The organism is Chromobacterium subtsugae (assembly GCF_001676875.1).
Lineage (GTDB): Bacteria > Pseudomonadota > Gammaproteobacteria > Burkholderiales > Chromobacteriaceae > Chromobacterium > Chromobacterium subtsugae.
Genome location: NZ_JYKA01000001.1, coordinates 336,129 through 349,563, shown reverse-complemented (window position 1 = coordinate 349,563; position 13,435 = coordinate 336,129). Strand labels below are relative to the sequence as shown.

The following is a 13,435-nucleotide window of genomic DNA, read 5'->3' as shown; positions in this document are numbered from 1 at the left end:
CTGCCGGCATTGCCGGCGGCCGTCAGGAGAACATCATGAAAACCATCAACGCCCTGCTGTTGGCGGCGTGGCTGCCGGCCCTGGCCGTCGCCGCCAAGCCGCTCACCGTTTGCACCGACGCCAATCCGGAAGGCTTCGACGTGGTGCAATACAACTCGCTGGTCACCACCAACGCCTCCGCCGATGTGCTGATGAATCGCTTGGTGGAGTACGACGCCGCCAGCGGCAAGCTCAAGCCCGGCCTGGCGCGCAGCTGGGAAGCGGGAGCGGATGGCCTGAGCTATACCTTCCACTTGCGTCCCGGCGTGAGCTTTCACTCCACGGAATACTTCAAGCCCAGCCGCGCTTTCAACGCCGACGACGTGGCATTCACTTTCGAGCGGATGCTGAATCCGGACAATCCCTGGTACAAGACCGCGCCGACGGGCTATCCGCATGCGCAGGCGATGCAGTTTCCCAAGCTGATCAAGGCGGTGCGCAAGCTGGACGCGCAGACGGTGCGTTTCGAGCTCAACTACCCGGAAGCCACCTTCCTGTCCAGCCTGACCATGGGTTTCGCCTCGATCTACTCCGCCGAATACGCCGGCCAGCTGCTGGCCGCCGGCAAAACGGCCGATCTCAACAGTAAGCCGGTCGGCACCGGGCCTTTCGTCTTCAAGAGCTTCGCCAAGGACGCGCAGGTGCGCTACCTGCCGAATCCGGCCTATTTCGGCGGCAAGCCCAAGGTGTCGGCGTTGATCTACGCCATCACGCCCGATTCCGCGGTCCGTTTGCAGAAGCTGCGCGCCGGCGAGTGTCAGATCGCGCTGTCGCCGAAGCCGCAGGACGTGCAGGCGGCGCAGGGCGATGGCAAGCTGCGGGTATGGCAGGCGCCTGCCTTCATGACCGCCTTCGTCGCGTTCAACAGCCAGAAAAAGCCGCTGAACAGCCCATTGGTGCGGCAGGCGATCAATCTGGCTTTCGACAAGGCCAGTTATCTGAAGGCGGTGTTCGGCAATACCGCCGTCGCCGCCAACCTGGTGTATCCGCCCAACACCTGGAGCTACGACAAGGCCATCAAGCCTTATCCGTACGATCCGGCGCAGGCCAGGAAGCTGCTGGCCCAGGCCGGCTACCCCAATGGCTTCGATGTCGGCATCTGGGTGCGTCCGGGCGGCAGCACCCTGAACCCCAATCCCAAGGCCGGCGCCGAGATGCTGCAGGCCGATCTGGCGAAAGTGGGCATCCGGCTGCAGATCAAGGTGCTGGAGTGGGGCGAGCTGATCAAGCGCGGCAAGGCCGGCGAGCACGAAATGCTGTTCATGGGCTGGGCCGGCGACAACGGCGATCCGGACAACTTCCTCACGCCCCAGTTTTCCTGCTCTGCGGTGCAGTCCGGCACCAATTTCGCCCGCTATTGCGATCCGCGGCTCGACAAGCTGATAGCCGACGGCAAGAAAACCAGCGACTTCAAGGCCAGAGCCAAGCTGTATCAGGCGGCGCAAAAGCTCATCCACGAGCAGGCCTTGTGGCTGCCGCTGGCGCATCCCACCGCCTTCAGCCTGGCGCGCAAGGATGTCAGCGGCTATGCGGCCAACCCCTATGGCCGAGTCGATTTCTCCGCGGTCAGCCTGAAGTGACGACGCTGGCGGAAGCAGTCCATCAGCAATTAATGAAATAGAGCAGGTTCTATCTTTTATCGCGCATTTGCGCCGCCGCAAGGCGGGCGCGCGCAGGGCGGCGGACAATGCGCACCTCCGCCCCGCGCGGGGCGCCTGGGCAAGGGCCGGCCATGACTGCCGCTGCGGCGCTGCCGCCTGGTGTTTGGGCCAGTTCCGGTTAACGAAGCAAGTTGCATATTCCACTGCGGGTTTTGGTAGTATTGCTGTAGTGGCCGGTTGCGATGTGGCCACCAGGGGAGAGAGGAGCGCCGTGCTGTTGGCGTGTCTTGCTTGTTATTAGAATGTGCCCACCCTCGCTTGCGTACGTCGTTTCGCGTATTATCTGGCCGGGCTTGGGACGATAAATGATAAAACAATAGATGCAAACCAGACGAACACAGCAAAGCCGCAGGGAGTCCACCATAGGCAAACTGGTGGAGGCGGCGATCGAATGCCTGATGGAGTGCGGCTACCACGGCACCAGCGTGCAGTTGATCTGCAACCGCGCCGGGGTGTCGCAGGGCGCGCTGTTCCGCCATTTCGCCACCAAGAACGAATTGATGCAGCCGGTGGGGCGCAAGGTGGTCGACGATATCTTCGAGGCCGGCTTGGCCCTGGCCGGCAAGCTGCCGCCCGGCATGCCGGAAGAAGAGCGCATCGTGGCGCTGATGAAGGCGCTGGTGATGGCGCCGCGCCATATCGTGCTGCTGGAGCTGCTGATGGCGGCGCGCACCACGCCCGATCTGCGCGAAATCTTCCTCGGCAACGCCAGCATCTATTTCCGCGACCGCTTCGTCGCGATGATGGCTTCGCTATTCCCGCGCTACGCCATTTCCACCGGCTTTTTCGCCACCTTGCTCACCATGATGACCACCATGCACGGCATGGCGCTGTACCGCACGCTGTCCGAGCATCCGGATGGCGATAAAATGCGCGAGCAGTGGTTGCAAAACGCGCTGCGCAGCGAGCTGGAGCGCATCCGGCTGGAGGGCGCGGATAGCCGCAACCCGGTGTATCAGCTGCCGTTCTGATCCGTTTTCGGGTTCACCATCACCCACCCCGTCGCTTGCGGCGGGGTGTTTGTTTTTGCGCGGCGCTTGCGGGACTGGGCGGCTCGCGAATCGAAAATGGCGCCAGTAGCTGGCTGCGGAACGGCAATGGGATGGCCGGCCGATTGGGCTGGCGTCGGCGGATGTCACTCTGTGTGAAAGCCGGGATGCGGCTTGTCGATGCTGTTGCCGTTGGCTGGTCCGGTCCGGCGGCAATGCTTGAACTAGCTGTTTTCGCCAAGCCGGCAGCGAATGGACGTAAAAAAGCCCGCCGAAGCGGGCTTTTTCATTCTGTTCACAGGTTCTTGCGTCGAACCGGTTAATTAGAATGCGTGAACCATGTTCAGGCCGAAGGACTTCAGGTCGTTGTTGCCGGTGCCCTTGACAGCGATCTGGCCGTATTGAGCGCCGATGGTGGTGCGCTTGGATACAGCGTAGTCAGCGCCCAGTACGTACTGGTCGTATTGGGTGTTGTCCAGCTTCACGCCGCCGACTTCAACCTTGTCGCCGTGAGCGTAGGTGAATTTCGGGGTGATGGCGCCGAAGGTGTAGCCAGCGGTCAGAGCGTATTCGCGAGTCTTAACCTTGCCGTTCGCGCTGATGGTTTGGCCATTCGGTACTGCGAAGCCAGCGATAACTTGGTTGCCCCAAGCGCTGCCAACTACATCCAGGCCGCCCTTGGCTTGCTGGTAGCCGAAGCCAACGAACAGGTTGTTGGCATTGTAGCCAACTTCCAGGCGGTGCTTCTCGTTAGCAGTGTCATTCTGGGCGAAGCTGGCAACTGCAGTGTGGTTGGCATCTACTACGCCAACCGATTCGATTTTGCCAGTGGCTTTGTCTACGACAACGGCAACGCTGCTAACCGCTTTGCTTTCGTGGCTGTAGTTGTACTTGCCGAAGAAGCCGCTGTTCTCGTAGCCCAGGCCCAGGTTGTAGGTTTCGCGATCGGCAGATGCTTGGCCCTTGGTTTCCTTGGCGCCGTATTGCAGGGCGGCGGTCAGGCCCGGAACCACGGCCGGCAGGTCGTAGCGTACGGAGTTCTTCAGGCGGGTAGCGTCGCGGGTGAAGATGCCCAGACCCAGCGCGTTGCTGTTGTATTCCCAGGTGTCAACCGTGCCCATGTCGCTGTCCAGGAAGTTGGACACGTTGCCGAAGCGCAGGGTACCCAGGTTGCTTTGCAGGCCCAGGAAGGAGTTGCGGTTGGCGAAGGTGCCGCTGGAGGAGCCGGTGCCGGTGCCATCAATGCCGAAGCCGGTCTCAACTTGCCAGATAGCCTTCAGGCCGCTGCCCAGATCTTCAGCACCCTTGAAGCCGATGCGGGAACCCAGATCGTCGATGTTGGTTTGCTTGGTTACGCCGTTGTCGTTGTACTCAACGCCGCCTTTGATCTTACCGTAGATGGTTACGTCAGCAAAAGCTGCAGCCGGCAGGGTGGCTACCAGCAGGGCAATCAGACTTTTTTTCATGGTCAAGTCATCCTTTTTAGGTTTTAGGAATGTGAGCAAATGCTATTGGCTGGGTTGTGAAAATGCAACTATGGCTGGCGGATAGTGTTGTGATCAAGCAACGATTGTTGCTTTTTAGCAAAGTAAATGTTCGATTTTTTGTGTCGTAAGTTATTGAATAGTCAGGACTGTTACTTTGTATTTGCGCGGCGGATTGTCTTGTTGCAAAAAAACGTCAGTGCGTAGGAACACCTGTTTTTGCGGAATTTCTTGGCGGATTGAGGTGATTTAGGCAAAAAAATAGCCCGCCAATGCGGGCGGGCTGAAAAATCAACGTGACTTGAAGTGAATCCAGGCGGGCGCAGATTGCATCTGCTTGAATTCGCTTGCGATCATACTAAAAGAAAGCATCAGCTATGTAAATGGTGCAAATGTTCAAATTATGTTGCTGATATGTGTGAAGTGTTCGTGCAAGATATTGGTTTTAAACAGTAATATTATTTTTACTTTTGTTTTTCGTAGTTTTATCCATATGGCGATGTGAGGCTTTTTGGCCACGGGTTTCCATGCGGATGGGCGCGCTCATATCAGGCAAGAGCGGCGGTGATCGGGCGCGCGAGGGGTGTATGGCCTACAATCCGGGCGATGTTGGATCGAGCGGGCGGGGCTTGGCTCGGGAAAGGTATATATAAGGATGCGGACGCTGACGGTGATCGGCCCCGGACGGTTGGGCAGCAGCCTGGCGCGCTTGGCGCGGCTGTCTGGGCAGTTTGAGGTGGTGGATGTGATGGCCAGGCGGATGCCGCCGTTGTTGCGGGCTTGCGAATTCATCGGCGCGGGGCGGGCGGTGAGCGATATGCATCAGCTGGCGGCGGCGGATCTGTACTTGCTGGCGGTGCCGGACGCGGCCATCGCATTCTGCGCCAGGGCGTTGGCCGCCGCTGGGGTGGTGCCGGCCGGGAGCGTGGTGTTCCACGCTAGCGGCGCGGGAGAGTCCGCGCTGCTGCGGCCGCTGGCGGAGCAGGGCGCGCATGTCGCCAGCCTGCACCCGGCGTTCTCCTTCGCCGACCCGGAGCGGGCGGTGGCGGGGTTTGCCGGCACTTTGTGCGCGCTGGAGGGCGATGAAGAGGCCTGCTCGCGCCTGGAGGGTTTCGCCGCGGCGCTGGGAGGCAGGCCGTTCCGGCTGGGGCCGGGCGGCAAGGCGGCTTACCACGCCGGCTTGTCGGTGGCGTCCAATTTTCTGGTGGCGCTGCTGGAAATGGCGGAAGGCCTGACCCGCCAGGCTGGCGTGCCGGATGGGCTGGCTGCGGATTTGCTGGGCGGGCTGATGCGGCAAACGCTGGAGAACGCGCTGCTGCTGGGACCGCATGCGGCGTTGACCGGCCCCATCGTGCGCGGCGACGTCGGCACGGTGGAGCGGCACTTGTCGGTGCTGGAAGATGCGGAGCTGGCGTCCGCCTACCGGGCGCTGGGCCGGCAGGCGGTGGCGCTGGCCGGCGACAGGTTGCCGGCGCAGGCGCGCCAGCAGTTGATGGCGCTGCTTTATTGAGGGCTACTGCGGCGCGGCGATGCGGAACACCTGGCGCAGGTAGGCGAGGAAGGTTTCGTCGCTGCACATGGTCTTGCCGGGGCTGTCGGACAGCTTGGCCACCGGCTGGCCATTGCAGCTGACCAGCTTCAGCACGATCTGCAGCGGCTCCAGGCCCATATCATTGGTGAAGTGGGTGCCGATGCCGAAGCTCACCTGGATGTGCGGGCTGAAGTGGCGGTGCAGCTGCAGCGCGCTATCCACCGACAGGCCGTCGCTGAAGGTCAGCATCTTGCTGGCCGGGTCGATGCGCAGCTTGCGGTAGTGGGCGATGGCTTTCTCGCCCCAGATGTAGGGGTCGCCGCTGTCGTGGCGCAGGCCGTCGAACAGCTTGGCGAAGTAAAGGTCGAAGTCCGCCAGGAAGGCGTCCATTCCCACCACGTCGGTCAGCGCGATGCCGAGGTCGCCGCGGTATTCCTGCACCCAGGATTCCAGCGCCGCCTTCTGGAAGTCGCGCAGCCGCACGCCCAGCGCCTGGAAGGCCTGGAAGAACTCGTGCGCCATGGTGCCGATCGGCGTGATGCCCAGCTTGCGCGCCAGATGGACATTGCTGGTGCCGCGGAAGATTTCCGGCAGCGCGGCGTTCAGCCTTTCCACCACGTGCTCCTGCCAGTCGCGGCTGAAGCGGCGGCGGGTGCCGAAATCGGCGATCAGCAGCGGGAAGCGCTGTTCCGCCGCCTCCTCGCGCTGGAAGCGCTCCAGTTCCGCCAGCTTGGCCTCCAGCCGGCGGCGGCCTTCTTCGCGCACTTTCTGGTTGTCCAGCGGGCGGAAATACAGCTCGTTGACGATGGCCAGCACGAAGATCTCGAAGAACATCGCCTGCACCATCGGCCCCTTGATGCGGATGGCCAACTGCTCGCCTTCCTCCGCCACTTCGATGAAGCGGCGCTGCAGATGGAACAGCTCCAGATAATCGACGAAGTCGCTCTTGATGAAGCGCAGACCGCGCAGATAGTCCAGTTCATCCTGGCTGAAGCGCAGCTGGCACAGGTGGTCGAGCTGGGTTTCCAATTGCTGTTTCAGCTGGGTCAGCGGCGTGTCCGGATGGTTGCGGCACTTGAACTCGTATTCGCCGTGCGCGGCCGGGAACTGGTGCAGCACCACTTGCAGCATGGTGAACTTGTAAAGATCGGTATCCAGCAGCGACTGGATGATGGGCGTGTTCTTGGGCATGGCGCTTCTCAGGCGGCGTGGATCACGAAGATGGCCGGCCGCTTGTGCAGATCGGGCGGGTTTTGCGGCCAATCCTGCACCCGATGGCTGACGATGGTCTGCGTCGGCAGGGTCAGGTCGCAGGCTACCGCGAGCCGGGTGGAGGGCGCCAGCGTCTCGCGCAGTTGCTGCAGCAGCGCGTTGTTGCGGTAAGGCGTTTCGATGAACAGCTGGGTTTCGTTGCGCTGCCGCGAGCGCTGCTCCAGTTCTTTCACCAATTTGGCCTTTTCCGCCGCATCCACCGGTAGGTAGCCGTGGAAGGCGAAGCATTGGCCGTTGGCGCCGCTGGCCATCAGCGCCAGCAGGATGGACGAGGGGCCGATCAGCGGCTCGACGCGGATGCCATGCCGGTGGGCCAGCGCCACCAGCTGCGCGCCGGGATCGGCCACCGCCGGGCAGCCGGCTTCGGAGATCAGGCCGACGTCGTGGCCGGCTTGCAGCGGCGCCAGCAGCGCGGCGACATCCGCTTCCTTGGTGTGTTCGTTCAGCGTGCTCATGGCCAGCTCGCGGATCGGCGCGGTTACGCCCAATGCTTTTAGATGCTTGCGCGCGGTTTTTTCCGCCTCGACCACGAAGTGGGTGATGTGGATCACCTTGGCGCGCTCGCCTTCCGGCAGCCAGGCGACGTTTTCGTCGCCGAGCGGCGCGGGGATCAAAAACAAGGTGCCGCTCATTTCAGCACCTCCACGCCTTCGTTCGCCAGCATGCTGATCAGTTGGAACAGCGGCACGCCGATCAGCGCGTTGGGGTCGTCGGATTCCACTTTTTCCAGCAGCGCGCCGCCCAGGCCTTCGCTCTTGGCGCTGCCGGCGCAATGGAGCGCGTCCGGTTCGCGGGTCAGATAGTTGCGGATCTGCGCCTCGGTCAGCTGGCGCAGCGTCACGCGGGTGATGCCCACGCACTCCTGCAGCCGGCCGCTGTGGCTGTTGTGCAACGCCAGCGCGGAGTGGAACACCACGGTGCGGCCGCTCATCCACTTGAGCATCTCCACGCCGTTTTCAAAGCTGCCGGGCTTGCCGATCTGCTTGCCGTCCAGCAAGGCGACCTGGTCGGAGCCGATGATCAGGGCGTCGCGGTGCTTGCCCGCCAGCGATTGCGCCTTGGTGCGAGCCAGCCGCACGGCGGTTTCGAGCGCGGTTTCGCCGGCCAGCGGCGTTTCGTCGCAGATGGGCGCCTCGGCGCTGAATGGCAGGCCGAGGCGGGCGATGATCTCTTGGCGATAGCGCGAAGTGGAGGCCAGTACGATTTGCATGGGTTCGGGGTCGGGTTGCGGCAAGGCCGGGCGCCGGGGCGGGCGCTTCCGTCCTTGCCTTGTTTCTTTTGACAAATCAGGGGAGTGGATTGTAACATGCGAGGTTTATGTCTAAACCGATTTTGATCGACCCGCTCAAGTTCGCCCGGGAAGGGCGTTCGCAGTCCGGCCTGGTGCCGGTTTGCGAACTCGACGAGCGTGTGCACAGCGACCTGTCCGACACCTCCGGCGAGGTGTCGTATCAGCTCACGGGCTTTCGTGACGAGCTGCAGCGCTTCGCGCTGCGCATCCAGCTGGATGCCAAGCTGCAAGTCACTTGCCAGCGCTGCCTGGACGGCATGCCGTTCAGCTTGGCCACCGATTCGGTGATCACGCTGTTTGCCAGCCAGGAAAAGCTGGATGAAGCCTGCGAGCAGGACGAGGAGCTGGACGCCATTCTCGCCGAGCCCGAACTGAACGCGATTGCGCTGATCGAAGACGAAATCATAATGGGCTTGCCGCATTCGCCCAAACACGACGAATGCAGCAGGGATACTCTCTCGCTCGCCAAGGCTGACAAGCCCAACCCGTTTGCGGTGCTGGCGGCGCTTAAGAGACCCAAGTCCGAGTAACCCGGATTCGCATTAGAATCTACTTGAATTTCTTAGGAGTCGACCATGGCTGTTCAACAGAACAAAAAGTCCCCGTCCAAGCGCGGTATGCATCGTGCCCACGATTTTCTGACCGCTCCGGCACTGGCAGTTGAAGCCAGCACCGGCGAGGCCCACCTGCGTCACCACATCAGCCCGAACGGCTTCTACCGTGGCCGCAAGGTTGTGAAGACCAAGGGCGAGTAATTCGCTCCCGTCTTCTCTTCCTTCCCGAACTTAGGTAGGCACTTTTATACCGCAATCGTTGATGACTATCACCGTCGCGGTTGATGCTATGGGCGGTGACGTTGGCCTCAAGGTTACCGTCCCGGCATCGATCCAATTCCTGCAAGACCACCCCGACACCCATCTGATTCTCGTAGGCGACCAGCCAGCCCTGGAGGCGGAACTGGCCCTGCACGACGGTGCCGTGCGTGAGCGCATCCTGATCCAGCACGCCACCCAGGTGGTGGGCATGGACGAGGCGCCTCAGCTCGCCCTCAAGAATAAAAAAGATTCGTCGATGCGGGTGGCGATCAATCTGGTCAAGGAAGGCAAGGCTCAGGCCGCCGTGTCCGCCGGCAATACCGGCGCGCTGATGGCGACCGCCCGCTTCGTCCTCAAGACCATTCCCGGCATAGACCGTCCCGCCATCGCCAAGCTGCTGCCCAATGTCAAGGGCACATCCTGCGTGCTGGATCTGGGCGCGAACGTCGATTGCACCCCGGAACAACTGTTGCAGTTCGGCATCATGGGGTCCGAACTGATGAGCTGCCTGCAAGGGCGGAGCCATCCCAGCGTCGGGCTGCTGAATATCGGCAGCGAAGACATCAAGGGCAACGACAATATTAAAAAGACTGCCGAACTGCTGCGCCAGTCGGAGCTGAATTTCTACGGCAACGTGGAAGGCGACGACATCTGCAAGGGCACGGTGGATGTGGTAGTCTGCGACGGTTTTACCGGCAATGTGGCGCTCAAGACAGCTGAGGGGCTGGCGCACATGTTCGCCGTCTTCCTGAAGGAAGAGTTCGGCCGCAGCTGGTGGACGCGCTTGTGCGCGCTGGCCGCGCTGCCGGTGCTGGCGCTCTTCAAGAAACGCATCGATCCGCGCCGCTATAATGGAGCCAGCTTGCTGGGCCTGCGCGGCATCGTGGTGAAAAGCCACGGCGGCGCCGATGTCACAGGATTCCGTTACGCGTTGGCGCAGGCATGCGAGGAGGCCGGCTCCGACGTGATTGGTCACATCGCCGAACGGGTTGCAAATCAATTAAACAACCTCAAGCAATCCGAGGCAGAAGCGAACTGACAAACATGGGCTATTCCCGCATTCTCGGCACCGGCAGTTATCTGCCATCCCAGGTGCTCACCAATGCGCAATTGGCCGAACGCGTGGATACCAGCGACGAGTGGATCGTTTCTCGCACTGGCATCCGCGCGCGCCATATTGCCGACGATCAGCACAAGACCAGCGACCTCGCGCTGATGGCCGCCAACGCGGCCATCGAAAACGCTGGCATAGACAAGCACGAGATCGACCTGATCATCGTGGCCACCACCACTCCGGACATGATTTTCCCCAGCACCGCTTGCATCTTGCAGGAAAAACTGGGGCTGCCGGGCATTCCCGCCTTCGATGTGCAGGCGGTGTGCGCCGGCTTCATCTACGCGCTCTCCACGGCCAACGCCTACATCAAGAGCGGCATGGCCAAGAAAGCGCTGGTGATCGGCGCCGAGATCATGTCGCGAGTGCTGGATTGGGACGACCGGCGCACCTGCGTGCTGTTCGGCGACGGCGCCGGCGCGGTGGTGCTGGGCGAGTCCGACGAGCCTGGCATCCTGCACGCCAAGCTGGCCGCCGATGGCCGCTACCAGGGCCTGCTCAACACCCCGGCGCAGATTTCCGGCGGCAAGATCCAGGGCATCCCCTACTTGCACATGGATGGTCCGGCGGTGTTCAAGTTCGCCGTCAAATCCTTGTCCGACATCGCCGTTTCCACCTTGAAGGAAGCCGGCGTGGACAAGGCCGCGGTGGACTGGCTGGTGCCGCACCAGGCCAATCTGCGCATCATCGAATCCACCGCCAAGCATTTGGGCCTGGACATGGCGCGGGTGGTGGTGACGCTGCCATCCCAGGGCAATACCTCGGCCGCGTCGATCCCGCTGGCGCTGGACGTGGCGGTGCGTGATGGCCGCATTCAGCGCGGCCACACCGTGCTGCTGGAAGGCATAGGCGGCGGTTTCGCCTGGGGCGCAGTGCTGCTGACATTTTAAAAGTGACGCAATAATGGTGGTTTTGCCGCCAGATCGCCGATAATGACAGGGTTTCTTGATCGGCGTGCTTGGCAATCACCATCGCTTTGCGTCATTCTTTGCGTCGAATTCTCTGGAGTCGACTATGGCTTTTGCTTTTCTGTTTCCGGGTCAGGGCTCGCAAAGCCTGAAAATGATGGACGGCTTCGCCGACCTGCCCGTGGTGCAACACACTTTCGAAGAAGCGTCCGACACGCTGTCGCTGGACCTGTGGGCGATGCTGCAGGCCGACAGCGCCGATGCGATCAACGCCACCGTCAATACCCAGCCCATCATGCTGGCCGCCGGCTATGCCACTTATCTGGCTTGGCAGGAGCTGAACGGCAAGCAGCCGTCGGTGGTTGCCGGCCATAGCCTGGGCGAATACACCGCCCTGGTGGCGGCGGGCGCGCTGCCGTTCGCCGAGGCGGTGAAGCTGGTCCGTTTGCGCGCCGAGGCGATGCAGGCGGCGGTGCCGGTCGGCGTCGGCGCGATGGCGGCGATCCTCAGCCTGTCCGACGACGACATCCGCGCCGCCTGCGCAGAAGCCGCGCAGGGCGAGGTGGTGGAGGCGGTCAATTTCAATTCGCCGGGCCAGGTGGTGATCGCCGGCCACAAAGCCGCCGTCGAGCGCGCGATGGAGCTGTGCAAGGCGCGCGGCGCCAAGCGCGCGCTGCCGTTGCCGGTTTCGGTGCCGTCCCATTGCGCGCTGATGCGCCCGGCGGCGGACCGTCTGGCCGACGCGCTGCGGGATGTGCATTTGAACGCGCCGGCGATTCCGGTGCTGCACAATGCCGATGTCGCCGGCTACAACGACGCCGAGCAGATCCGCGACGCGCTGACGCGCCAGCTGTACATGCCGGTGCGCTGGACCGAAACCATCCAGAAGCTGGCCGCCGACGGCATTTCGCTGATGGCCGAGTGCGGCCCGGGCAAAGTGCTGGCGGGACTCGCCAAGCGCATCGATGGCGACGTCAAGTGCCTGGCGTTGACCGATCGCGCCGCGCTGGAAGCCGCCCGCGACCAGCTGGCCTGACAGGATGAAAACCGGACAGGCCTGGCCCTGCCCGTGGCGGCCCGTACGAACAAGGGCGGGCGCCGACAACAAGGAGACACATTGATGAGTCTGCAAGGCAAAGTGGCGCTGGTGACCGGCGCCTCGCGCGGCATCGGCGCGGCGATCGCCGACGCGCTGCTCGCCGAGGGCGCGGTGGTGATCGGCACCGCCACCTCGGAATCGGGCGCGGCCGCCATCCACGAACGGCTGTCCGCCAAGGGCGGCGCCGGCCGGGTGCTGAACGTGACCGAAGACGGCGCGGTGGAAGCGCTGATCGAATCGGTGGAAAAGGAATTCGGCGCCGTCGCTGTGCTGGTCAACAACGCCGGCATCACCCGCGACGGCCTGCTGATGCGGATGAAGGATGAGGATTGGGACGCCATCATGGATACCAACCTGAAGTCGGTGTTCAAGGCTTCCAAAGCCGTGATGCGCGGCATGATGAAGGCCCGCTCCGGCCGCATCGTCAATATCGCCTCGGTGGTGGGGGCGATGGGCAATGCCGGCCAGGCCAACTACGCCGCCGCCAAGGCGGGCATCATCGGCTTCACCAAGTCGATGGCGCGCGAGGTCGGCAGTCGCAATATCACCGTCAATTGCGTGGCGCCTGGCTTCATCGATACCGACATGACCCGCGCGCTGCCGGAAGCGCAACGCGAAGCGCTGGTTGGCCAGATTTCGCTGGGCCGCCTGGGCGACGCCAAGGATATTGCCGATGCCGTTGTATTTTTGGCGTCGGACCGTGCGGCCTACATTACGGGCCAAACCTTGCACGTTAACGGGGGTATGCTGATGCCATAATCTGGCCCGGCATGCGCCGGGGCGAGATTTAGGTAGGCTGCTCTAATTTTTTTTGTAGAATACCGGGGTTTTGCTATCCCGAATCAGAAAGGTCAAGGGTTTATACAAATGGAAAACAACATCGAACAGCGCGTCAAGAAGATCGTTGCCGAACAACTGGGCGTGAACGAAGCCGAAGTGAAGAACGAATCCTCCTTCGTTGACGACCTGGGCGCCGACTCGCTCGACACCGTTGAGCTGGTGATGGCTCTGGAAGAAGAGTTCGAGTGCGAAATTCCGGATGAAGAAGCCGAGAAGATCACCACTGTTCAACACGCTGTTGACTACGTTAACGCGAACCTGAACAAATAATCCCTTTTTTCGGGACCAGGACCTCTGCCCGGTGCTGCTTCGGCTCGCCTGCAGAGGTTCTTTTGCTAGAAGGTTCCCAAACGTGCGTTTGAATTATCATATGATTCAGACGAGCGGCAAGG

General features: G+C 62.2%; 14 protein-coding genes. 10 read left to right on the top strand and 4 right to left on the bottom strand.

Annotation, left to right across the window (positions count from 1 at the left end; genetic code table 11):
• The first annotated feature begins 35 nt into the window (after window positions 1-35).
• Together MY55_RS01710 and MY55_RS01705 are read left to right on the top strand one after the other, a co-directional pair.
• Entirely contained in the window at window positions 36-1,619 is a 1,584-nt protein-coding gene (locus MY55_RS01710) for an ABC transporter substrate-binding protein (protein ID WP_047243431.1), read from the top strand.
• Between the two features lie 401 nt (window positions 1,620-2,020).
• Window positions 2,021-2,671 carry a TetR/AcrR family transcriptional regulator gene (locus MY55_RS01705; RefSeq protein ID WP_052941300.1) on the top strand — a complete coding sequence of 217 codons (651 nt, stop codon included), beginning with the start codon at window positions 2,021-2,023 and terminating at the stop codon, window positions 2,669-2,671.
• A gap of 341 nt (window positions 2,672-3,012) precedes the next feature.
• Here the strand turns inward: MY55_RS01705 and MY55_RS01700 are convergent, their stop codons facing one another.
• Window positions 3,013-4,155: a porin gene (locus MY55_RS01700; protein WP_047236738.1), complete on the bottom strand. Its 1,143-nt coding sequence runs from the start codon at window positions 4,153-4,155 to the stop codon at window positions 3,013-3,015.
• Window positions 4,156-4,828: 673 nt separating this feature from the next.
• Here MY55_RS01700 and MY55_RS01695 point away from each other — a divergent pair.
• Window positions 4,829-5,683 (top strand): Rossmann-like and DUF2520 domain-containing protein, encoded by an 855-nt coding sequence (locus tag MY55_RS01695; protein ID WP_047236739.1) that lies wholly within the window; start codon window positions 4,829-4,831, stop codon window positions 5,681-5,683.
• Between the two features lie 3 nt (window positions 5,684-5,686).
• Here MY55_RS01695 and pncB read toward each other — a convergent pair whose 3' ends face one another.
• From pncB to MY55_RS01680, 3 genes are read right to left on the bottom strand one after another with little or no spacing between them, the layout of a single operon-like run.
• Window positions 5,687-6,895, bottom strand: a complete 1,209-nt coding sequence (pncB, locus tag MY55_RS01690) for a nicotinate phosphoribosyltransferase (RefSeq protein ID WP_047236740.1) — start codon at window positions 6,893-6,895, stop codon at window positions 5,687-5,689.
• Between the two features lie 8 nt (window positions 6,896-6,903).
• A complete protein-coding gene (locus MY55_RS01685) occupies window positions 6,904-7,608 on the bottom strand; it encodes an SAM-dependent methyltransferase (RefSeq protein ID WP_043574310.1) in 705 nt (234 codons plus the stop codon).
• Window positions 7,605-8,186 carry a Maf family protein gene (locus tag MY55_RS01680; protein WP_043574315.1) on the bottom strand — a complete coding sequence of 194 codons (582 nt, stop codon included), beginning with the start codon at window positions 8,184-8,186 and terminating at the stop codon, window positions 7,605-7,607. Before MY55_RS01680 ends, MY55_RS01685 begins: the two co-directional genes overlap by 4 nt.
• A 107-nt stretch (window positions 8,187-8,293) precedes the next feature.
• Here MY55_RS01680 and MY55_RS01675 point away from each other — a divergent pair, with 107 nt between their 5' ends.
• From MY55_RS01675 to acpP, 7 genes are all read left to right on the top strand, one after another.
• Window positions 8,294-8,797 carry a YceD family protein gene (locus MY55_RS01675; protein ID WP_043574318.1) on the top strand — a complete coding sequence of 168 codons (504 nt, stop codon included), beginning with the start codon at window positions 8,294-8,296 and terminating at the stop codon, window positions 8,795-8,797.
• Between the two features lie 45 nt (window positions 8,798-8,842).
• The gene (gene rpmF, locus MY55_RS01670; RefSeq protein WP_011136965.1) at window positions 8,843-9,022 is read left to right on the top strand and encodes a 50S ribosomal protein L32; all 180 of its coding nucleotides are present in this window, start codon (window positions 8,843-8,845) and stop codon (window positions 9,020-9,022) included.
• Between the two features lie 61 nt (window positions 9,023-9,083).
• Window positions 9,084-10,121: a phosphate acyltransferase PlsX gene (gene plsX, locus MY55_RS01665; RefSeq protein ID WP_043574320.1), complete on the top strand. Its 1,038-nt coding sequence runs from the start codon at window positions 9,084-9,086 to the stop codon at window positions 10,119-10,121.
• A 5-nt stretch (window positions 10,122-10,126) separates the two neighbouring features.
• A complete protein-coding gene (locus tag MY55_RS01660) occupies window positions 10,127-11,086 on the top strand; it encodes a beta-ketoacyl-ACP synthase III (RefSeq protein WP_065201869.1) in 960 nt (319 codons plus the stop codon).
• A gap of 124 nt (window positions 11,087-11,210) precedes the next feature.
• Complete coding sequence (fabD, locus tag MY55_RS01655) at window positions 11,211-12,140, top strand: ACP S-malonyltransferase (protein WP_043574334.1); 930 nt, start codon at window positions 11,211-11,213, stop codon at window positions 12,138-12,140.
• 84 nt (window positions 12,141-12,224) lie between these two features.
• Window positions 12,225-12,962: a 3-oxoacyl-ACP reductase FabG gene (fabG, locus tag MY55_RS01650; protein WP_043574336.1), complete on the top strand. Its 738-nt coding sequence runs from the start codon at window positions 12,225-12,227 to the stop codon at window positions 12,960-12,962.
• A 108-nt stretch (window positions 12,963-13,070) separates the two neighbouring features.
• Complete coding sequence (acpP, locus tag MY55_RS01645) at window positions 13,071-13,313, top strand: acyl carrier protein (protein ID WP_043574342.1); 243 nt, start codon at window positions 13,071-13,073, stop codon at window positions 13,311-13,313.
• The last annotated feature ends 122 nt before the right edge of the window (window positions 13,314-13,435 follow it).

Bases quoted from the DNA above. Each gene is read 5' to 3' on its own strand.
- fabD (WP_043574334.1), top strand. From the start codon at position 11,211: ATGGCTTTTGCTTTTCTGTTTCCGGGTCAGGGCTCGCAAAGCCTGAAA.
- MY55_RS01700 (WP_047236738.1), bottom strand. From the start codon at position 4,155: ATGAAAAAAAGTCTGATTGCCCTGCTGGTAGCCACCCTGCCGGCTGCA.
- acpP (WP_043574342.1), top strand. From the start codon at position 13,071: ATGGAAAACAACATCGAACAGCGCGTCAAGAAGATCGTTGCCGAACAA.
- plsX (WP_043574320.1), top strand. From the start codon at position 9,084: ATGACTATCACCGTCGCGGTTGATGCTATGGGCGGTGACGTTGGCCTC.
- pncB (WP_047236740.1), bottom strand. From the start codon at position 6,895: ATGCCCAAGAACACGCCCATCATCCAGTCGCTGCTGGATACCGATCTT.
- MY55_RS01685 (WP_043574310.1), bottom strand. From the start codon at position 7,608: ATGAGCGGCACCTTGTTTTTGATCCCCGCGCCGCTCGGCGACGAAAAC.
- MY55_RS01680 (WP_043574315.1), bottom strand. From the start codon at position 8,186: ATGCAAATCGTACTGGCCTCCACTTCGCGCTATCGCCAAGAGATCATC.
- MY55_RS01695 (WP_047236739.1), top strand. From the start codon at position 4,829: ATGCGGACGCTGACGGTGATCGGCCCCGGACGGTTGGGCAGCAGCCTG.
- fabG (WP_043574336.1), top strand. From the start codon at position 12,225: ATGAGTCTGCAAGGCAAAGTGGCGCTGGTGACCGGCGCCTCGCGCGGC.
- MY55_RS01710 (WP_047243431.1), top strand. From the start codon at position 36: ATGAAAACCATCAACGCCCTGCTGTTGGCGGCGTGGCTGCCGGCCCTG.
- MY55_RS01675 (WP_043574318.1), top strand. From the start codon at position 8,294: ATGTCTAAACCGATTTTGATCGACCCGCTCAAGTTCGCCCGGGAAGGG.
- rpmF (WP_011136965.1), top strand. From the start codon at position 8,843: ATGGCTGTTCAACAGAACAAAAAGTCCCCGTCCAAGCGCGGTATGCAT.
- MY55_RS01705 (WP_052941300.1), top strand. From the start codon at position 2,021: ATGCAAACCAGACGAACACAGCAAAGCCGCAGGGAGTCCACCATAGGC.
- MY55_RS01660 (WP_065201869.1), top strand. From the start codon at position 10,127: ATGGGCTATTCCCGCATTCTCGGCACCGGCAGTTATCTGCCATCCCAG.